Here is a 19,193-nt window from a genome sequence, read left to right as displayed (position 1 = left end):
GCCGCACTAAGTTAAATGCGTTCATTCGCGGGCGAACTGACGAAATAACCGGATGACCCGATTGCCTGGCAATCGGGCATCATTTACCACCACTTTTTCTCTTGCTGCGGCTGCAAAAATTGCACGCCCTGCCCGAGTTGGGGCATCGACACATTAATCTGCTGTTCCTGTGCCAGCGTCACGATTTGATTAAGCGGATCATTCCATGCATGAAACGCTAAATCGAAAGCGGCATTGTGAATCGGAAACAGCCATTTCGCGTTGAGGTCGATAAAGGCTTTGATGGTGTCTTGTGGCAGCATATGAATATCGGCCCAGCGACGGTCATAAGCGCCGTTTTCCAGAAAGGCCATATCGAACGGACCGAATTTATTACCGATCTGTTTGAAACCATCGAAATAACCGGAATCCCCGCCATAGAACAGGCGGAAATCATCGCTGATAATGCTCCATGAGCACCACAGCCGCTTATTACTGTCGAACATGCCACGGCCAGAAAAATGCTGCGATGGCGTGGCGACAAAATGAATACCGCCGATATTCTTTGATTCCCACCAATCCAGCTGGGTGATTTTTTCCGGCGCAACGCCCCAGGATATCAGTAAATCACCGACACCCAGCGGCGTCAGGAAATAGCACACGCGATCTTTGAGCTGCAAAATGGTGTGATAATCCAGATGATCGTAATGATCATGCGAAAGAATGACCCCTTCGATGGGCGGCAAATCTTCAAGCGCAATCGGCGCAGGCTGGAAGCGTTTCGGGCCAAACCACTTAAAGGGTGAGGCGCGCTGCGTAAATACCGGATCGGTCAGCCAGTATTTGCCCTGCATTTTAAATAGCAATGATGAGTGGCCAAGGCGAAATACGCTGTTATCCGCCGCAGCCGCAAGTTGCTGCGCGTCGAGTTTGATGAGCGGCAGCGCAGATTCAGGTGCGGTATTTTTCGGTTTGTTAAAGGCAAAATCCCAGAATAGTTTGGCGAACTCAGTTAATCCTAACTGCTGGCGTGGGATCTTATTGTTAAACCTTTTGCCATCAAACTGAGCGGATTGCGGATAGCGTTTTATATTGCAGCGACAAATGCTCGAACTATTCAACATTGATCTTTTACCTCTCATCCCGGGTCCTTCAGAATAGTCACTTTTACGGCAACGCACATCGCATATTGGGCGGTTGATGACTTCGCTAACGCCGAGAGTTAAAGTAACGCTTTTGCTTGATTTTATGAGGGAAAATGAAACGTTTATTTGTTTACGGTACGCTCCAGCCCGGCCATTCAAATGCGCATGTTCTGGAAAACATCGGTGGCGAATGGCTGGCGGGAACGGTTTCTGGCACCTTTTATGAGCGCGGCTGGGGCGCAGCAGCAGATTTCCCCGGCATTGTGTTGCAGGAAAACGGCCCACGCGTGCCGGGTTATCTGTTTATCTCAGAGAAACTTGAACCGCATTGGCCGATGCTCGATGAGTTTGAAGATGGCTACGATCGCGTGGAAGTTGATGTCACCACCAGCAATGGCGAGCTGATCACGGCGTGGATTTATCAGTTGCAGCCGCAACTTTAACTTCACAATGCCAGTATTTACGCCCACTTTCCTCTTCCACCCCAAATGCGGTGCAACGTCCTCAATACAATCTGTAATGATCTGCGCACGCCCTGATTTCGGCTTCTAGAATGAATCTCAAATAGACGAGAGGAATTCATGATGATCAAAGTCTGCACCGCCTGCGGCACATCTTACGATGAGCAACAGAGTCAAATCGAACACTGCAAAATATGTGAAGACGAACGACAGTTTGTGCCGGCCAGCGGGCAAAAATGGACTCCACTGCATAGCCTGCAAGCCACACACTGCAATAAATGGCAGCAGCATGCTGCCAACGTGTTCAGTCTGCAAACCGTGCCCAGCTTTGCTATTAATCAACGCGCGTTTCTGCTGCAAACGCCGCACGGCAATATTTTGTGGGATTGCATCGCTAATTTCGATGATGCCACCAAAGCGATTGTTACCGCGCTCGGTGGTATTCACGCCATCGCTATATCGCATCCGCACTATTACAGCACCATGCAGGATTGGGCAGCGGCATTCGACGCGCCGATCTATCTGCATGCTAACGATAGTCAATGGATTATGCGCGACAGCCCGCATATTCATCTTTGGCAAAATGACGAGCTGGAAATTGTGCCGGAAGTGAAACTGATTCGTCTTGGCGGACATTTTGCTGGCGGATGCGTATTGCATTGGACGCACGATGACGGCGTGCTGTTGAGTGGCGATATCGTGCAAGTCACGCCTGGCGCGGATGCGGTGTCATTTATGTGGAGCTATCCAAATATGCTGCCGTTACCGGCGGCGACGGTAAGCGATATTATGCGTCGGCTGGCGGCGCTAAAATTTTCGCGCTTATACGGCGCATTCGAGCATCGCCAAATTCTCACTGACGCGCAGCGGATCGTGATGCAGTCGGGCGAGAAATATATTGCCTGCTTGCAGAAGTCTCTCTCCTGAACGAATTGTAAGCAAACGCGCCGTGGATGGATGTACAGACGTCTAAACATCCATTATAGTCCGTTCCCTACGTTTAAAGGGAATCCGCGTAATGAAGAAAATTTTACTCACGACGCTGCTGGCTGCATCCGTGGCGCTGCTTAGTGGCTGCAACAAAGACGATGAAAATCAAATCAAAGTGGCCATTAATACCGGACCAGACCAGGCGCTGTGGGATACCGTGAAGCAAGTGGCGCACGACAAATATCAGCTGGATGTCGATGTGGTGGCCTTCAATGATTATGTGCAGCCGAATGAAGCGCTGTTCAACAAAGATGTCGATGCCAACGCCTTCCAGAGCCTGCCTTATCTGGAGATGCAATCCAAAGAGCGCGGCTACCACTTCGCCGTGGTCACCAACACCTTCGTGTTCCCGATTGCAGGCTACTCGCGCAAGATTAAATCGCTGAAAGCGTTGCCTGACGGCGCCACCGTGACCCTCTCCAACGAAGCCACCACGCTCGGCCGCAGCCTGCTGCTGTTGCAGGCGCAGGGCTTGATCAAAGTGAAACCCGAAGCGGGCTTGCTGCCAACCACGCTGGATATCACCGATAATCCGAAGAAGCTGAAAATTGTTGAGGTGGATACACCGCAGCTGGCGCGTACGCTGGACGATCCGCAGGTTTATCTTTCGATCATCAACAACAACTTCGCCGCGCTGGTTAATCTCTCTGCCTCGCGTGACGGCATGTTTATGGAAGGCAAAGCCTCGCCTTATGTGAATGCGATTGTGGCGCGTGAAGATAATAAAGACAGCGCCAACGTGCAGAAGCTGAAACAAGCCTTCCAGTCACAAGAAGTGCTGGATAAAGCCAACGAGATCTACAAAGGCGATATTATTAAAGGCTGGTAATTTGGCGAAAACTGCGCAGATATTAACTGCGCAGTTTCAGCTTATTTAAAATCGACCTCCATCAACTCCGCAATAGTTGCATTACGCGTTGAAGCGACACAATGATGCAAATAGTCAGTAAACTTTGACGATGGCGGCATACCCAGCTCCAGCAATTTCTCATTGCTGAACACCACATTCAGTTTTGAAAAATGTCCATACAGATTCATGGCGCGTAATAAGATGCGTTCATTACAGGGACCAAACAGCGAAGAGAATGAGCTCCTGCTCGCTGCCAGTTCACGGTAATTCACTTTCTGATACGTTTCGGCCACCGCAACGTGTCCCGAGGCTTGTGCCATCGCCTGATCAATCTCAGCAAACGTGACGCTGCTATTTTCACCCGCTGAAATATGAATAATCGTCTTCTCCACGTTGGGAGCCGTCAATAACAACTCCAGCGCATCGGCACAGTAATCGACCGGCACCACATCAATACGGTCATTCAGCTCACACATAAATTTGCCTAACGTGAGCACCATGCGAAATACCCAAAAAATGCTTGGGGACGGCGCACAGCCACAGTCCGAATGCCCCACCACAATGGATGGTCGCGCGATGACTAAGGGCAGATTAGGTAACATCTCGCTCATCATTCTTTCAACTGTTGCTTTACTCCACGTATATTCCACAACGTGTTGTTCGCGCAGCGTATTCAACTCACTTTCTACCACCAGCGAATTGGCTTCGGGTGCACACGACATCGCGGTACCGACATGCACAAAGCGCTTGAGCCCTTTCACCCGCGCCATACGACTGGCAAATGCGAAGGTGCCTTCTACATTGACTTTCCAGATCAGGGGATTCGCGCCAAACGAGGCGACAGCGGCGCAGTTAAGCACATGCGTAACCTTGGTCAAGCGCGCATCGTCAATAAACCGTTCCGGCTCAGCAAGATCGCCTATTAAGATGTTCTCGTGGGTGAGCCTGTTTAATTGACCAGCTTCAACGCCAAATTTAATCAGGTTTTCCTTAATTCGGTCTAATCCTGCAGCTTGACTATTAGCCCGCACTAATAAAAGTAGTCGGTAATGATCACTTTTCTTGAGCAGATTAACCGCGACCGCACCGCCCAAAAATCCAGTTGCACCCGTTATGAGTACTGTATTCATATTTTTTAACCCACCGGTTCGTTACAGGAAAAACTGTGCATTTAGCTGGCTCGAATCTATGCTCGCGTGGGTAAATGATGAATAAATGCCCTGTGCTTTCCTGCGGGTAAAACCGCTCCAGTGAGCATTGGTTTATATATGTTTAAATGTGATATTTGGGCCTCAGTGCGCAGTCAAATATTCCTCTACGCTCAGCGTGAAAAATGAGCGCGATATAAAAATGGTGTAAAAATATCGGCGTTACGCGTAAAAATGCTGTACGTAAATTCGCCTGCCACTGTTCGCTTCGATCGCAAACAGGTATGTTCGCCCTCATTAGCCTCAACCCTGATAAAACACAGGAAATCTATGAGTCAAAGTGAAAAACAGTCTTTGCCTGCTGGCATGCTGGCGGCCGCAGGGATCGTGTTTGGGGATATCGGCACCAGCCCGCTTTATACCCTTAAAGAGTGCCTCTCCATTTTGCCTAATGGCGCCGTCTCCACCACCGCAGTGATGGGATTTTTGTCGCTGATTTTCTGGGCGCTGACGCTGATCGTGTCGCTGAAATACGTCTGCTTTGTGATGCGCGCCGATCATGATGGCGAAGGCGGCGTATTAACGCTGATGTCGCTGGCACGCCAGCATGTTGGGCCGAAAGCCTCGCACATCATTGTGTTAGCGGGCTTAATTGGCGGCGCGTTCTTCTACGGCGATGGCGTGATCACGCCGGCGATTTCGGTGCTGTCGGCGATCGAAGGTATCGAAGTGGTGTCACCTGAGCTGGATAAATATGTGGTGCCGCTGGCAGTGGCGATTCTCACGCTGCTGTTTATGATTCAAAAACACGGCACCGAAAAGGTCAGTAAAGTGTTCGGCCCGGTGATGTTTGTCTGGTTTGTGTCGATTGCCCTATTAGGCATTCGCGGCATCCTGCTTAATCCTGAAGTGCTTTACGCGCTGAATCCCTCCTATGCGCTGACGTTCCTGCTTAGCCACAAAGCGCTTTCGTTTGCCGCGCTGGGCATGGTGGTGCTGGCGGTGACCGGCGCGGAGGCGCTGTACGCCGATATGGGACATCTGGGCAAAGCGCCGATTCGCATGGCCTGGCTGGTGATCGCCATGCCCGCGCTGGTGCTTAACTACTTTGGGCAGGGCGCGCTGGTCATTGCCGATGCGCAGGCCCTCAATAACCCGTTCTTTAATCTCGCGCCGGGTTGGGGACAGATCCCGCTGATTGTGCTGTCAACGCTGGCCACGGTGATCGCCGCGCAGTCGGTGATTACCGGCGTGTATACGCTGACGCATCAGGCGATCCGTCAGGGATTTCTGCCGCCGATGCGCATCATCTTCACCTCGCACACGGAATCCGGTCAGATCTATATTCCGGTGGTGAACTGGCTGCTGTTTGTCGCGGTGACGGTGATTGTGCTGGCGTTCCGACAATCTTCGGCGCTCTCTTCGGCGTACGGCATTGTGGTGACCGGCACAATGGTGATCACCGCTTGTCTGGCGGGCGTGGTAGCGCTGCGTAACTGGAAGTGGCCGCTGCCGGTGGCGCTGGTTTTCCTGCTGTGTATGTTAAGCATAGATGTGCCGCTGTTCAGCGCCAACCTGATGAAACTGCTTTCTGGAGGTTGGGTGCCGGTGCTGCTGGCGCTGAGCATGATGGGATTGATGCTCATTTGGAGCAGCGAGCGTAATCGCCTAATCCGCAAGTTGAATAACGATCCTGAGAGCCTGCAGGCGCTGGTGCGATCGCTGGAAACCCATCCGCCCAGTCGTGTGCCGGGCACCGCAATCTTCCTCTCACGTAAAGAGCATGAGATTCCGCAGGCGCTGTTACATAACCTTAAACACAACCGCGTGCTGCATAAACGTGTGGTGCTGCTGCATATTCGCACCACCGATATCCCGCGCGTCTACAACCAGAAGCGTCTGAGCATCACTCAATTGTCGCCAACGTTCTGGCAGGTGACCGCCGCTTACGGCTGGCGCGAGACGCCATCGATGGCCGAGATCCTGCATTTGTGTGGGTTGGAAGGATTGGGTTGTACCGTCAATGAAGCCTCGTTCTTCACCTCGCACGACACGCTGGTGATGAAGAAGAGAAAAGGTTTGATGCGCATTAAAGGCGGTATTTTCCACTTCTGCCAGCGCAATGCGCAGCGCGCACATGAGCAATTTAATATCCCACCGAATCGGGTCATTGAATTGGGCGGGCAGCGCGAATTTTAATCTGCCGATGACATAAAGCGCAGGGATTGTAGCGGCGCAGTTCATTGCGCGATAAATCGCGCCGCTACTGTTCAGGCGTTATATTCAACCTCCTGTCGACTGTTAGGGTTAACACACCAAATGTAACCAGATGCAAAAATAGTCGCGTAAGGTTGAATGAGTTGTGGCTGAATCTTTCTTAACATCTAATTAGCAATTAAAGCTAAAACGCTTAACTTGAAAAGGTGTTTATTAACTTCACCGGCAATCATCACTCGCCGTAAACATTTAGGGTGTCAGCACATTACCAACAATTGAAAGATTCGTAGCTGCGGCCATTGGCTCAGTTATTATTTGCGAGGAGTATCGCCATGAAACAATTAATTAATGACGTAATATCTATTTTCACACCGCAATCTGTTAAACCGGTTTTAATTCGCGGCGATTTAACCCATCGCGAACTTTCATCGATTCATCCGGTAGGCTTTACTTCGGTGAGCTGGGCGACTTCAATGGAAGAGCTGAATGACGCCTTTGTGCAGAAAGCCGTTGCTGCCGGTGCGGTGGGTTATCACATCACCGAAGTGGAATCCCACGAACCGGCGCACGATGGTCAGCACGTCATGGCCGCCACTGCCACCCTTTATCACATCAATAGCAAAGTGGCTTATGGCTAATGTTAATACCCGTCATACTTCAAGTTGCAGGAGCGTTGGCCGCGCATGTTCACCCCAGTCACTTACTAATGTAAGCTCCTGGGATTCACATACTTGCCGCCTTCCTGCAACTCGAATTATTTAGGGTATTTATAATTTACCCTTCATCATCGGCAGGCTTTTTTCTGCAAAATAGTCGACAAGAAAATCAATAAACACTTTAATGCGCGGCGATTCAGACGCACGCTGGGTGTAAACCGCCCAGACATTCGCTTCCTGATACCATTGCGGTAATACATGCACCAATTGGTTTTCGCTTAAATACGGCGCCACATCCCACACAGAACGCAACGCAATCCCGTGCGATTTTAATGCCCAATTCAGAATCACTTTTCCGCTATTAGATGAGTAATGGCTATTCAGGCGACAAACGATTTTATTTTCGCCGTCCGTTAACGTCCAATGCCCAAAGGTATTATTATTTTCATTAATAATAAGACAGCTGTGATCGATTAAATCATCCAGCGTCTCCAGCGGACGTGACCGGGCTAAGTAATCTGCAGTAGCACAAAGAATGCGCCGATTGGCGGCTAATTTTCGTGCAATGTAAGAGTGATTCACATCATCACCCACCCGAATATCGACGTCAGTGCCTGACTGCAATAAATCAATATCGCGATCGCTGAGCATCAATTTGATGTTCAGTGACGGATGACGCGTCATAAATTCGGCAATCGCATCGGACAAATAATCCTGGCCAAAGCCAAATGAACAGGCCACAGTCAGATCGCCGGTTAATTCGCCGCGCCACTGCTGAAAGTTATTCAGGAAGGAATCCATTTCGTGCACCACGTGCAACGCACCTTCCAGCGCCTTTTCACCTTCTGGCGTCAGCCGCATCACGCGGTTGGTGCGAAAAAATAGCCGGGTTTCCAGCTGCTTTTCGAGGATGGCAATCCGCTTGCTGATGTAGGATGGCGACTGGCCAAGCTCAATCGCAGCGCGGCCAAAACCTTCATAGCGCGCTACGCTGATAAAGACATACAGATCTTCGACCGACGGCCAACCCTGAAGCGGCTTCTGATAACTTTTTCCGGCAAGCAGTATTTTCATCACCATCACGGCGTTAGCGAAATTTAGCCGGTTATAACACAGAATCCAGAAAGGGCTGAAGCTGACTTAAAAACAGTTCAGGCACTTCCTCATGCGGTGAATGACCGCAAGGTAATGCGTTGCCCTGAATATTGCGCGCTTTATCCCGCCAGGTTTCCACCACGTTATATAACTGGCCAACCGTGCCCTTTTCTCCCCATAACAACAGAAGCGGCGCTTCAATGCGTTTAGCGCTGTCCTGCGCATCATCGTCTAAATCAATCGTCGCCGCGGCGCGATAATCTTCGCATACCGCGTGAATCATCTCTTTATTTTGATAACAGCGCAGGTAATCGTTGAAGATGACCTCCTCGGTGGCGCCCGGCGTTTTTAATTGCCCATCAATGTGTTTACGCAGGAATAATGCCGGATCGTGGCCGATCAGGGTTTCAGGTAATGGATAAGGTTGAATCAGGAAGAACCACCAGAAATAGCGCGTGGCAAAGGCTTTGTTGGTTAAGGCGTACATGGTCGCGGTCGGCGCAATATCAACAAACACGCAGCAGGAAAGTTTTTCCGGATGATCAAGCGCCAGCCGATGGCCCACGCGCGCACCGCGATCGTGCCCGACAAATGCCACGCGCTCTAATCCCAACCCCTCGATTAACAGGCTGATATCCTGCGCCATCACCCGTTTCGAGTAAGCGCGATGCGTCTCATCACTCGGCGGCTTGTCGCTGTCGCCGTAACCGCGCAGATCCGGCAGGATTACGCGATACTGCTGCGCCAGCTGCGGCGCAATTTTGCGCCACGCCAGATGATTTTGCGGATGTCCGTGCAGCATCAGCAGTGGCGGACCTTCGCCACCCATCGCAACGCGCAGCGTCACGCCGTTCGCCAGACGCACATCACTCAGCGTAAAGCCGTCAATAAAGGGTGAATCACCGCGTGGCGTAATCTCACTCATGCTGGTGCATCCTGTTGGATTTGATCGCGCTTCAGCCACGGACGCTGGGAAAAATGCTGCGCTTCAAACTGGGTGATGTCAGATTCGTACTGTAACGTCCAGTCCACCGCGCTGCCGCCGCCCAATAACATCTCGCGTTTCAACGCACTGACCGAAAAGGCAATGCGTTGATTATCGAAGAGGATCGCCTGTTGTTCCAGCGACACGGTAATGCGATTACTGGCGGCATTGTTCGCAACCTCGCTCAGGCGCTGATAATCCTCTTCGCTTAACGTCAGCGTCAAAACGCCATTGCGCTGGCAGTTATCGTCGAAGATGCCGGCAAAACTGGTGCCGATAATGGCGCGGATGCCGAGCTGATTAAGTCCCCAAACCGCATGTTCGCGGCTGGATCCACAGCCGAAATTGGCGCCCACCAGTAAGAAGGTGGCGTTTTCCCAACCGGCTTGATTAAGAATGAAAGCGGGATTTGTACGGCCGTCGGGCAGGAAGCGCAGGTCGAAGAACACACCGCGATCCAAATTCTTACGATCGATGCCTTTGAGAAACTGCTTTGGCATGATCACATCGGTATCAATATTGGCCGCCGGTAGTGGCGCCAGCGTGCCCGTCATGTTGTTAAATGCTTCCATCTCAAACCTCTGCAGTCATGAATTTGCGGACATCAACCAGATGGCCGGCAATCGCGGCGGCGGCGACCATCGCCGGGCTCATTAAGTGCGTGCGCGCACCCGCGCCCTGGCGGCCAGGGAAATTGCGATTGGTGCCGGACGCACAGCGATCGCCGGGCGCTAACACATCTTCGTTCATCGCCAGGCACATTGAGCAGCCCGATTGACGCCATTCAAAACCGGCGTTGACGAAAATCGCGGCTAACCCTTCCGCTTCTGCTTGCTGACGCACCTGCGTCGATCCCGGCACGATAATGCCACGCACGTGCGGGGCGATTTTGTGTCCGTCGATAATCGCGGCGGCAGCGCGCAGATCTTCAATGCGCCCGTTGGTGCAGGAACCAATAAAGGCATGCGTGATGGCGATCTCCGCCAACGGCGTGCCGGGTTCCAGCCCCATATATAGCAGCGCGCTCCGCAGCGTCCGCTGTTTCACCGCATCTGTTTCCTGCGCCGGGTCGGGCACGTGGCCGGTAATGGCACTGGCTTGATCCGGGCTGATTCCCCATGTCACTTTGGGTTCAAGATCGCTGCAGTTTATGGCGATGCGGCTATCGAACCGCGCGTCCGCATCGCTGCGTAAATCGCGCCACTCCGCAACGGCCTGCTGCCACAACTCGCCGGTCGGCATTTGCGGTTTGCCGGCGATATAGGCAAACACTTTTTCATCCGGCGCGATAATCGCACCGCGCGCACCGGCTTCCACTGCCATGTTGCACAGTGTCATGCGCCCTTCCATGCTCAGCGCTTCGATGGCAACACCGGCAAATTCAATGGCAAATCCGGTCGCGCCTGATGCGCCAATCTGCTCGATCAGCGCCATGATGATGTCCTTCGCCGAACACCCAAACGGCAGCTCACCGCTCACCGTCACCAGCATGGTTTTTAGGGTGCGATAAATCAGGGTTTGCGTCGCCAGCAGGTGCTCGATTTCCGAGGTGCCGATGCCAAAACCGAGCGCGCCAAACGCGCCGTAAGTGGTGGTATGGCTGTCGCCTGCGGCAATCACCATACCGGGCATTACCAGGCCTTGCTCGTGCGCCACAACGTGTTCGATGCCCTGACGCGGGTCAAGCACATCGAACAGTTCGATGCCAAAATGCGCGGCGTTCTGGCGGAAGTAATCGACTTGTAACTGTCCGCCCGCGTCGGTCATCGCCTCATCACGCTCGGGGCGCGTCGGGTTAACGTGATCGACGTTCAGCAAAATGGTGCCCGGATTGCGCACAAGACGCTGGTGATCGCGCAGGCCGCTAAACGCCTGCGGGCTGGTGTACTCATTGAGAATCGAGCGATCGATGTAGAGCAGCACATGCCCTTCGTCATCTAACTTACGAACCAAATGCTGATCGATCAGTTTTTCATACAGTGTTTTGTTAGCCATGCCGTTGCCCACGCGAAAAGTAAAACAAGTCATTAGAGACGTTAGGGTAAATCAGTTTGTGCGCGGGGAACGAACACGCTTCGTGAAGTGATGTTTTATGAAATGTGCAGTGGGTAAGTTGGTCGCCATGAATGGCAAAACATCGCGCACGCATTGTAGCGGCGCAATTTATTGCGCGATGAATCGCGCCGCTACGCAATGTGCGTAAAATAGCAGGAGTTTTATTTGACCTAAGTCGCGTCTACCGATATAAAGAATAACCGCGCAGCTTAAGCGGTTTATCTCCGATTAATTCCCCCTTCTGCTTATATTTCACGCTATTTTCTTTTTTGTAAGTTAATTAATTAACACCAATACTTTATTAACTAAAAACAAGTTAATCATTCCGTAACAATCTCTTAATGTGCAAACCGAATTTTTAACGTTCACCTGCATTGCATAATAAGTAGGACTGGAATGACTCACACCAAAAAGATCGTGTCTGCCCTATCGCTGGCAGCGCTGCTTGTCTCATCAGCGGTTCGCGCTGAAGACGCACCAGAAAAAACTGACGTTCTGCTGATTGGCGGCGGCATCATGAGCGCCTCGCTCGGCACCTGGCTGCAAGAGCTGCAACCGGGCTGGAAACAGCTGATGGTTGAGAAGCTGGACGGCGTCGCGCTGGAATCGTCCAACGGCTGGAACAATGCCGGTACGGGTCACTCTGCTAACATGGAGCTGAACTACACGCCTGAGCGTGCAGACGGTTCAATCGACGTTAGCAAAGCGCTGGAAATTAACGAATCCTTCATGATTTCGCGCCAGTTCTGGACATCGCAGGTGCAGCGCGGTGTGTTGCACGATCCGCACTCCTTCATTAACTCTACGCCGCACATGAGCTTCGTCTGGGGCGACAAAAACGTCGAGTACCTGACGAAGCGTTACGATGCGCTGCAGAAAACCACCCTGTTCCAGGGCATGAAATTCTCTACCGATCATCAGCAGATCCAGCAATGGGCGCCGCTGGTGATGGAAGGTCGTGACCCGAACCAGAAAGTTGCGGCAACCTGGACGCCAGTCGGCACCGATGTTAACTACGGTGAAATCACCCGTCAGCTGATCGGTAGCCTGAAGAAAGATCAGAACTTCAAGCTGGAAACCTCGTCAGAAGTCACTGATTTCAAGCGTAACGGCGATAACTCGTGGCACGTCACTATTAAAGATGTGAAGAGCGGCGATAAGCGTTCAGTTGATGCGAAATACGTGTTCATCGGTGCTGGCGGCGGCGCGATTAAGCTGCTGCAGAAAACCGGCATTCCGGAAGCAGATAACTACGGCGGCTTCCCGGTCGGCGGTTCGTTCCTGATGACCGAGAACCCAGAGATCGCTAATCGTCACCTGGAAAAAGTATACGGTCAGGCTTCTGTGGGTGCGCCACCGATGTCGGTTCCACACATCGATTCACGTACCCTCGACGGTAAGAAAGTGGTGCTGTTTGGACCTTTCGCCACCTTCTCCACCAAGTACCTGAAAAACGGTTCGCTGTTCGATCTGCTGAGCGCGACCACCACCAGCAACATTATGCCGATGACGCATGTTGGCATCGACAACTTCGACCTGGTGAAATACCTGATTGGTCAGGTGATGCTGAATGACGACGACCGTTTTGCCGCGCTGAAAGAGTACTATCCGAACGCGCGTAAAGAGGACTGGAAACTGATTCAGGCGGGTCAACGTGTGCAGATCATCAAGAAAGATGCCGAAAAAGGTGGCTTGCTGAAACTGGGTACCGAAATCGTGACCGATCAGCAGAAAACCCTGGCGGCACTGTTGGGCGCGTCACCGGGCGCATCGACTGCTGCACCAATCACCCTCGACGTGATGAAAAAGCTGTTCCCAGAGCAGTTCGCTTCGCCAGAGTGGCAGCAGAAGATCCGCGCTATCGTGCCAAGCTTCGGTCAGAAGCTGAACGGCAACACCGCGCTGACGCAGCAAGTTTGGGACAACACCGCAGCGACGCTGCTGTTGACCAAGCCGCCGGTCATCAACATGGGTGATCAGACGGTTGCGCCAACGCAGGCTAAGCCGCGTACTGAATCAGGCAAACAGGATATGGCGCTGTAATTCCCGCAAGAAGTGAATCAAGCCGGACACTGTCCGGCTTTTTTATTGTCTTTTATAGGGGCGCCATTAACGGCGATCTCACGGAGATTTTTACGACTTTTTATAATCGGTGTAGGCGTTTTGTAAAACCACATGGTCGGCAATATATTTGGCATCGTGCCATACGCCATAAATAAACGATGATGCGCGATTTACCAGATTGGGCAAGCCAAGGAAGTAAATACCCCGTTCGGCGGAAATACCGCGTTTATGGAATGGCGCACCATTAGCATCAAAGGCATCCACTTTCAGCCAACTAAAATCAAATTTAAAACCGGTGGCCCAGATAATGCTGGTAATACCTGCGGCCTGTAGATCCAGTTCTGATAATGGATTAATTAAACATTCTGGATCTGGCAATAATTCCCATGCTTGCGGCTCGGGCGGTAAATCCAGGCCATTACGTTCAATATAGGCATCGGCATCACGCAGTACGTCGAAATACGCTTTGTCGCCTTCCGCAATATTGTCCATTATACCCTCAGCAAAGCTCAGCACGCCGTTATCCCAGGTTTTGGTGATCCCCACCAACGTAATGCCCATGTGCGCCAGTCGGCGAAAATCGACCGTTTTGCCACCTTCATAACCACTCACGGCAAAAGCAACGTGCTGTTTCTTCGGCTTGATTTTGACTTCATCCCACAAGCCCAGCGCGCCCAGCCACCAGCAATAATCGCGGTCACGATAGGAACGTGGCGGACGGTAATGTTCGCCGATGGAGAGCGTCACTTCACGGCCAGATTTACGCAACTCTTCCGCAATTTGTGAGCCTGAAGCACCAGCGCCCACCACCAGCACGCCGCCCTGCGGCAGCTGCTGCGGATTTTTATACGCCGATGAATGGATTTGATGCAGCGCAGCGCTTTCCGGCACGATCTGCGGGAAAGCGGGTTTCTGGAAAGGACCGGTTGCCGCCACCACATTGTCAGCTTCAAATTCACCGGCCGACGTCAGTATCTTAAAACCGCTACGTTCTGGTAGACGCTCAACCGAATGGACTTCCACGCCGGTTCGCACCGGCGCATCGAGCATTTTTACGTAGTCTTCGAAATATTGCGCCATTCGCTCTTTCGGTGGGAACGCTTCCTGGGAAATATTATCGAATTTCATTGAAGGAAAACGATCGTGCCAGGCTGGGCCATTGGCCACCAATGAATCCCAACGTTCTGAACGCCAGCGTTCAGCAATACGGCTACGCTCTAACACCACATGTGGCACACCCATTAACGACAGATGTTCACTCATCGCAATACCTGCCTGACCCGCTCCGACCACCACGGTATTAATTTTTTCTACTGACATGTGAGATCCCTAAAGATGATCGACCCCGATCTTTTCATGGAAAAGAGTAATCAGGTGCCGGATGACTACTATTCAGATTAATAAATGCTGTGCTATTCAATAAGCACAGCATTCCGTGCGAATACATTAATGCCCTGCTTCGACGTTCAATATTCTCCCCAAGCCTAAAAACTTATTCGCGATAATTAACATCGTCGCAGTTACGGCAATATAAATAACCGACAGTGCAGCCAGCGTTGGGTCGGCAAATTCACGCACATAGTTGTACATTGCCACCGGCAAGGTCTGCGTCGCTTGCGTGGTGATAAACAGCGAAGCGGTAAATTCGTTGAAGGAGAGAATTGCGGCAAATAACCAACCGCCAAACAAGCCCGGCAAAATCAACGGCACGGTTATGGTCCATACCACACGCAACGGCGAAGCGCCGAGGCTTGCAGCCGCCATTTCAATACGTTGCTCAAGGTTTTTCAGCGACACATACACGCTGCGCAGCACAAACGGCAGCACCAGCACAACATGGCAGAAGATCACCAGTGAATAACCGCGTCCAATGCCCAACTGCGAGACCAGCATCAGTAAGCCGAGGCCAATGGTGAAGTGCGGAATAAACAGCGGTGACAACAGCACGCCTTCCAGCACCTGTTTACAGGGGAAAGTGTAACGTTCAATGGCAATCGCCAGCGTGGCGCCAATAATTACCGCCAGCGTTGAGGCCCATGCCGTCACAATCAAACCTGAATAGAAGCCGTGGCGGAAGTCATCGTAGTTAACCGCACGCTCAAACCAACGCAGCGACCAGCCTTTCGGTGGGAAGAACAGCACCGAGGTGCTGCTGAAGGAAGAGATCAACACCACAATGGTTGGCAGCAACACGAACAACAAAATCGCAATCACCAGCGAGCGTCCCGCCAGGGTAATCAGTTTGTCGTTGAGGGATCGGGTCATTTCAGTGGTCTCCCATCGCATGGAGGAAGCGGCTCATACGTTTCAGCGCCATCAGCAGCAGAATGGTCAGAATCAAACCCGCTATGCTGAGCGCAGCGGCAAACGGAAAATTCATCGATGAGAAACCCAGCTGATACACCATGGTAGCCACGGTGCTGACGCGTCCACCACCAATGAGCTGCGGCGTAGCGAAGGCGCTGAACGTCCAGGCAAACGCGGTGGTCAGGCTGGAAACGATGCCGGGAATCGATAGCGGAATGGTCACCGTCAGCAAGGTGCGAATCGGCCCCGCCCCCAGACTGGTCGCGGCTTTCTCATAATCAGGATTGATGTGCGACAGCGCAGTTGCCAGCATCATCACCATGATTGGCATGGTCACATGCACCAGCGCAACTACCACGCCGGTTTGGGTAAACATAAACTGGATCGGCTTGTTTATCAGACCCATCGCCAGCAGCAAGCTATTGAGGAAGCCGCTATTACCCAGCACGATGATCCACGAATATGTCCGTACCACTTCGCCGAGAAACAGCGGCGTAATGGCGATAATCAAGATGGTGGATTTGATCCAGGTGGTGCGCGTTCTCACCAGCGCATACGCCAGCGGATAACTCATCAGCAGCCCAAAAATCGCCGTTTTCGCACTGAGCATCACCGTGTTGATAAACGCATCGGCATAGATTTTCTTGAATAGACCGTTAAAGTTCGCCAGCGTGAATCCGCCTACATCTAGCGATCCTGGAATATAGGCCCGCACGCTAAACTGCATCACGGCAAACATGGCCACCACCAGCCCAAGCGCCGTGAACGTAGCGGGGATAATGAACCAGGGTAAGAATGTCGGTTTTTTCGTCATAGACGTTGCTGCCTGAATAAAGTGTTGCGACTCACCGGGCGGCCAATCGGCCGCCGCTATTTATCAATGTGACATGATGTTTTCAGAGAACCACTGACGCCACTCGGCGGTTTTCTCCGCACGCAGTTGCGGATCGGTGTTGATGGTGGCATTCCACTGCTCAGGCGTGGTCAGCATGCCAGGCAGCTTCGCCAGTTCTGGATCGATATGCGCATTGGTCACCGTTGGGCTGCCGCGATAAATTTTCGCCACTTCCTGCTGGATTTCCGGTTTCAGCGCAATATTTATGAACTTGTAGGCCAGTTCCGCATGTTTGCTGCCTTTATTGATACCGACGGTATCGACGCCCAAAATCGCGCCCTCTTTTGGCACTGCCAGCTTAATGTTGACGCCTTCTGCAATCATGCTGTAGGCGTTCATCGACAGCATCACCTGTACCGGCGTTTCGCCCGTGGAGATCAGCTGCTGGCTGTTGGCATCATCGGTATAGAAGGATTTGATGTTCGGGATCAGCGCTTTCAGCCTGGACTGGCCTTGTTCCCAATGCGCTGCATCCGAGCCAGAAAGTTTGGCGGACACCGCGATGATATGGCTCGGATCCCAATCTGGCAGCGCAATCGAGCTCTTCAGTTCCGGACGCCACAGATCGTTCCAGCTGGTAAATTCTTCACCCTTCGGCACTAAATCTGGCCGGTAGCCGATGGTGTAAACGTAGCCCCACACGCCAAGGTGATACGGGCTGACTTTGGCCTGCTGTACCAGATTCACCGCGTTAGGGATTTTGCTCATGTCGAGCTTTTCAAACAGGCCGCTGTTGGCATACAGGTAACCGGCATGCGCGGTGGTAAAGGTGACGTCAGTTTCCGGCGAACCGCCCGCCAGCTTGGCTTTGTTCAAACGATCGATGGTGCCACCGGTGACGAACTGCACTTCTACGCCGGTTTCTTTGGTGAACTCTTTGGCGATAGTTTGATCGATCAGATCCTTAAAGCTGCCGCCCCAGGTGCTGACAATCAGCTTATCTGCGGCCACTGCATTACCTGCGCTCAATACACACGTGGTCAATAACGTTAAGGCACCCATCTTACGCAACATATTCTTGTCCCCAATGAATGAAATGGCTGTTGTCGCTGCTTTGCACCACCGTCTGGTCCATCGCGTCGCAATGCTCTAAAACAGTGCGAAGGCGGCTCTCGGGTGTTGAAGCGATAATGCCGTTGCGGTGAGATTGGGTAAAACAGCATTTCCCTCGCTGTTGCATCAGGATTTCTGAGGCTAAAAAAGTGGCCTGCTTAACAAGGATTTTCTGAAGCAGGAGTGAGGCAGACGCGAATGGTCGCTGGCGCATGGACAGGTGATTATGCTGTAAGTCGGAATTTGGCATGAGAAATGCTTGAGTTGAATCGACCTTATTAGAATGACTGACGCGACATGAGCGTGTCAGCGATCTCAGGAGAACCTGCATGCTCAGTCGCATCACCCAGCGTCAGCTGGAATATTTTGTCGCTTCCGGTGAAGCGGGCAGCATTATTGGCGCCTCGGAGCGTATTCACGTCTCCTCTCCGTCGATTTCCGCCGCCATCACCCACATTGAGTCTGAGCTTGGCGTGCAGCTGTTTGTGCGTCACCATGCCCAGGGCGTTTCACTCACCGCAATCGGCCACCAGGTATTAAAAGAGGCCAAACTGATCCTCGAACAGATGTCGAACCTTTACACCATTGCATCGGAATCAATGAACAACGTGCGCGGCCCGCTGCGTGTCGGTTGCCTCGATACGTTAGCGCCAATGTTGACGCCGGAATTGGTGTTTGGCTTTGGCCGCGCCTTTCCCGGCGTGCGTATCTCGCTGGTGGAAGGCAATCATGAGTTGCTGCTAAAACAGCTGCGCTCAGCGGATATCGATATCGCCCTCACCTATGATTTGGTGCCCGCCAGCGATGTGACTTTCCAGTCGCTGGCGCAACTGCCGCCCTACGTGATGGTGGGTGAGCATCATCCGTTCGCCACACAATCCGCGGTTTCGATGCAGGATCTGGCTGCAGCGCCTATGGTGCTGCTGGATATGCCGTGGAGTCGTGAATATTTTCTTGGCTTGTTCAGCGAAGCCGGGGTGACGCCAAATGTGGTGATGCGATCCAGTAGTATGGAAACGGTGCGCGCGATGGTGGCCAACGGTGTCGGCTTCGGTATCGCTAACGTACGACCTAAAGCGCATTTGTCGCAGGATGGTAAACGCTTGATTCGCGTGCGGTTGGCGGGGGTTAACAAGGCGATGCAGTTGGGTTATGCCACCATGGCGCAGGTACAGCAATCCAGGGTGGTGAGCGCTTTTGCCGAGCGTTGCCGCATGTTTATTTCCGACCAATATATTCCCGGCATGGCGGCACCGAGTTATTTCGATCCGCAAGTGGTGCGAGTGGCGTGAG

The 19,193-nt window shown here is 52.3% G+C and carries 18 protein-coding genes; 7 read left to right on the top strand and 11 right to left on the bottom strand.

Annotated elements, in window-relative coordinates; all coding sequences use genetic code 11:
- Window positions 1-83: 83 nt before the first annotated feature.
- Window positions 84-1,103 (bottom strand): MBL fold metallo-hydrolase, encoded by a 1,020-nt coding sequence (locus tag Q3H59_RS23150; protein WP_192413045.1) that lies wholly within the window; start codon window positions 1,101-1,103, stop codon window positions 84-86.
- A gap of 134 nt (window positions 1,104-1,237) precedes the next feature.
- On the opposite strand from Q3H59_RS23150, the gene Q3H59_RS23145 reads away from it, so the two are divergent.
- The 3 genes from Q3H59_RS23145 (at window position 1,238) to Q3H59_RS23135 (ending at window position 3,404) form a co-directional block, all read left to right on the top strand.
- Window positions 1,238-1,567, top strand: coding sequence for a gamma-glutamylcyclotransferase family protein (locus Q3H59_RS23145; protein WP_192413047.1), 330 nt, complete (start codon window positions 1,238-1,240; stop codon window positions 1,565-1,567).
- A 141-nt stretch (window positions 1,568-1,708) separates the two neighbouring features.
- Window positions 1,709-2,512, top strand: a complete 804-nt coding sequence (locus tag Q3H59_RS23140; RefSeq protein WP_309837897.1) for an MBL fold metallo-hydrolase — start codon at window positions 1,709-1,711, stop codon at window positions 2,510-2,512.
- A 91-nt stretch (window positions 2,513-2,603) separates the two neighbouring features.
- Window positions 2,604-3,404, top strand: coding sequence for a MetQ/NlpA family ABC transporter substrate-binding protein (locus tag Q3H59_RS23135; RefSeq protein ID WP_101761535.1), 801 nt, complete (start codon window positions 2,604-2,606; stop codon window positions 3,402-3,404).
- Between the two features lie 41 nt (window positions 3,405-3,445).
- On the opposite strand, the gene Q3H59_RS23130 is transcribed toward Q3H59_RS23135, so the two are convergent.
- Entirely contained in the window at window positions 3,446-4,555 is a 1,110-nt protein-coding gene (locus Q3H59_RS23130) for an SDR family oxidoreductase (protein WP_192413049.1), read from the bottom strand.
- 348 nt (window positions 4,556-4,903) lie between these two features.
- Here Q3H59_RS23130 and kup point away from each other — a divergent pair, with 348 nt between their 5' ends.
- Together kup and Q3H59_RS23120 are read left to right on the top strand one after the other, a co-directional pair.
- Window positions 4,904-6,772 (top strand): low affinity potassium transporter Kup, encoded by a 1,869-nt coding sequence (gene kup, locus Q3H59_RS23125; protein WP_309837536.1) that lies wholly within the window; start codon window positions 4,904-4,906, stop codon window positions 6,770-6,772.
- Window positions 6,773-7,122: 350 nt separating this feature from the next.
- Window positions 7,123-7,428, top strand: coding sequence for a DUF1471 domain-containing protein (locus tag Q3H59_RS23120; protein ID WP_101761538.1), 306 nt, complete (start codon window positions 7,123-7,125; stop codon window positions 7,426-7,428).
- A 129-nt stretch (window positions 7,429-7,557) separates the two neighbouring features.
- Here the strand turns inward: Q3H59_RS23120 and Q3H59_RS23115 are convergent, their stop codons facing one another.
- Genes Q3H59_RS23115 through leuC form a run of 4 tightly spaced genes read right to left on the bottom strand, consistent with a single transcriptional unit; the run spans window position 7,558 to window position 11,521 of the window.
- The gene (locus Q3H59_RS23115) at window positions 7,558-8,520 is read right to left on the bottom strand and encodes a LysR substrate-binding domain-containing protein (RefSeq protein WP_309837533.1); all 963 of its coding nucleotides are present in this window, start codon (window positions 8,518-8,520) and stop codon (window positions 7,558-7,560) included.
- A 31-nt stretch (window positions 8,521-8,551) separates the two neighbouring features.
- The gene (locus Q3H59_RS23110) at window positions 8,552-9,466 is read right to left on the bottom strand and encodes an alpha/beta hydrolase (RefSeq protein ID WP_309837531.1); all 915 of its coding nucleotides are present in this window, start codon (window positions 9,464-9,466) and stop codon (window positions 8,552-8,554) included.
- Window positions 9,463-10,098 carry a 3-isopropylmalate dehydratase small subunit gene (gene leuD, locus Q3H59_RS23105; RefSeq protein WP_280173156.1) on the bottom strand — a complete coding sequence of 212 codons (636 nt, stop codon included), beginning with the start codon at window positions 10,096-10,098 and terminating at the stop codon, window positions 9,463-9,465. The genes Q3H59_RS23110 and leuD overlap by 4 nt, the downstream gene beginning before the upstream one ends.
- Before the next feature lies 1 nt (window position 10,099).
- Window positions 10,100-11,521, bottom strand: a complete 1,422-nt coding sequence (gene leuC / locus Q3H59_RS23100) for a 3-isopropylmalate dehydratase large subunit (RefSeq protein WP_309837529.1) — start codon at window positions 11,519-11,521, stop codon at window positions 10,100-10,102.
- A 456-nt stretch (window positions 11,522-11,977) separates the two neighbouring features.
- On the opposite strand from leuC, the gene mqo reads away from it, so the two are divergent.
- A complete protein-coding gene (gene mqo / locus Q3H59_RS23095) occupies window positions 11,978-13,624 on the top strand; it encodes a malate dehydrogenase (quinone) (protein ID WP_110866851.1) in 1,647 nt (548 codons plus the stop codon).
- Between the two features lie 90 nt (window positions 13,625-13,714).
- On the opposite strand, the gene Q3H59_RS23090 is transcribed toward mqo, so the two are convergent.
- From Q3H59_RS23090 to Q3H59_RS23070, 5 genes are all read right to left on the bottom strand, one after another.
- Window positions 13,715-14,965, bottom strand: coding sequence for an NAD(P)/FAD-dependent oxidoreductase (locus Q3H59_RS23090; RefSeq protein WP_217548293.1), 1,251 nt, complete (start codon window positions 14,963-14,965; stop codon window positions 13,715-13,717).
- A 126-nt stretch (window positions 14,966-15,091) separates the two neighbouring features.
- The gene (locus tag Q3H59_RS23085) at window positions 15,092-15,910 is read right to left on the bottom strand and encodes an ABC transporter permease (protein ID WP_192234783.1); all 819 of its coding nucleotides are present in this window, start codon (window positions 15,908-15,910) and stop codon (window positions 15,092-15,094) included.
- 1 nt (window position 15,911) lies between these two features.
- Window positions 15,912-16,766, bottom strand: coding sequence for an ABC transporter permease (locus Q3H59_RS23080; protein ID WP_101761544.1), 855 nt, complete (start codon window positions 16,764-16,766; stop codon window positions 15,912-15,914).
- Window positions 16,767-16,829: 63 nt separating this feature from the next.
- Window positions 16,830-17,861 carry a polyamine ABC transporter substrate-binding protein gene (locus Q3H59_RS23075; RefSeq protein ID WP_309837523.1) on the bottom strand — a complete coding sequence of 344 codons (1,032 nt, stop codon included), beginning with the start codon at window positions 17,859-17,861 and terminating at the stop codon, window positions 16,830-16,832.
- Window positions 17,851-18,150, bottom strand: a complete 300-nt coding sequence (locus Q3H59_RS23070; RefSeq protein WP_277975009.1) for a hypothetical protein — start codon at window positions 18,148-18,150, stop codon at window positions 17,851-17,853. The genes Q3H59_RS23075 and Q3H59_RS23070 overlap by 11 nt, the downstream gene beginning before the upstream one ends.
- 79 nt (window positions 18,151-18,229) lie before the next feature.
- On the opposite strand from Q3H59_RS23070, the gene Q3H59_RS23065 reads away from it, so the two are divergent.
- Window positions 18,230-19,192, top strand: coding sequence for a LysR substrate-binding domain-containing protein (locus Q3H59_RS23065; protein ID WP_101761546.1), 963 nt, complete (start codon window positions 18,230-18,232; stop codon window positions 19,190-19,192).
- Window position 19,193 lies beyond the last annotated feature (1 nt).

It is taken from the genome of Pantoea sp. SORGH_AS_0659, assembly GCF_031453915.1.
GTDB classification, from domain to species: domain Bacteria; phylum Pseudomonadota; class Gammaproteobacteria; order Enterobacterales; family Enterobacteriaceae; genus Pantoea; species Pantoea leporis.
Note: the sequence above shows the minus strand (reverse complement) of the source record. Positions and strands in the feature narration are given on the sequence as shown.

Excerpts from the sequence above, each read along its gene's own strand:
- Q3H59_RS23150 (WP_192413045.1), bottom strand. The coding sequence starts at position 1,103 with ATGTTGAATAGTTCGAGCATTTGTCGCTGCAATATAAAACGCTATCCG.
- Q3H59_RS23145 (WP_192413047.1), top strand. The coding sequence starts at position 1,238 with ATGAAACGTTTATTTGTTTACGGTACGCTCCAGCCCGGCCATTCAAAT.
- Q3H59_RS23140 (WP_309837897.1), top strand. The coding sequence starts at position 1,709 with ATGATCAAAGTCTGCACCGCCTGCGGCACATCTTACGATGAGCAACAG.
- Q3H59_RS23135 (WP_101761535.1), top strand. The coding sequence starts at position 2,604 with ATGAAGAAAATTTTACTCACGACGCTGCTGGCTGCATCCGTGGCGCTG.
- Q3H59_RS23130 (WP_192413049.1), bottom strand. The coding sequence starts at position 4,555 with ATGAATACAGTACTCATAACGGGTGCAACTGGATTTTTGGGCGGTGCG.
- kup (WP_309837536.1), top strand. The coding sequence starts at position 4,904 with ATGAGTCAAAGTGAAAAACAGTCTTTGCCTGCTGGCATGCTGGCGGCC.
- Q3H59_RS23120 (WP_101761538.1), top strand. The coding sequence starts at position 7,123 with ATGAAACAATTAATTAATGACGTAATATCTATTTTCACACCGCAATCT.
- Q3H59_RS23115 (WP_309837533.1), bottom strand. The coding sequence starts at position 8,520 with ATGAAAATACTGCTTGCCGGAAAAAGTTATCAGAAGCCGCTTCAGGGT.
- Q3H59_RS23110 (WP_309837531.1), bottom strand. The coding sequence starts at position 9,466 with ATGAGTGAGATTACGCCACGCGGTGATTCACCCTTTATTGACGGCTTT.
- leuD (WP_280173156.1), bottom strand. The coding sequence starts at position 10,098 with ATGGAAGCATTTAACAACATGACGGGCACGCTGGCGCCACTACCGGCG.
- leuC (WP_309837529.1), bottom strand. The coding sequence starts at position 11,521 with ATGGCTAACAAAACACTGTATGAAAAACTGATCGATCAGCATTTGGTT.
- mqo (WP_110866851.1), top strand. The coding sequence starts at position 11,978 with ATGACTCACACCAAAAAGATCGTGTCTGCCCTATCGCTGGCAGCGCTG.
- Q3H59_RS23090 (WP_217548293.1), bottom strand. The coding sequence starts at position 14,965 with ATGTCAGTAGAAAAAATTAATACCGTGGTGGTCGGAGCGGGTCAGGCA.
- Q3H59_RS23085 (WP_192234783.1), bottom strand. The coding sequence starts at position 15,910 with ATGACCCGATCCCTCAACGACAAACTGATTACCCTGGCGGGACGCTCG.
- Q3H59_RS23080 (WP_101761544.1), bottom strand. The coding sequence starts at position 16,766 with ATGACGAAAAAACCGACATTCTTACCCTGGTTCATTATCCCCGCTACG.
- Q3H59_RS23075 (WP_309837523.1), bottom strand. The coding sequence starts at position 17,861 with ATGTTGCGTAAGATGGGTGCCTTAACGTTATTGACCACGTGTGTATTG.
- Q3H59_RS23070 (WP_277975009.1), bottom strand. The coding sequence starts at position 18,150 with ATGCCAAATTCCGACTTACAGCATAATCACCTGTCCATGCGCCAGCGA.
- Q3H59_RS23065 (WP_101761546.1), top strand. The coding sequence starts at position 18,230 with ATGCTCAGTCGCATCACCCAGCGTCAGCTGGAATATTTTGTCGCTTCC.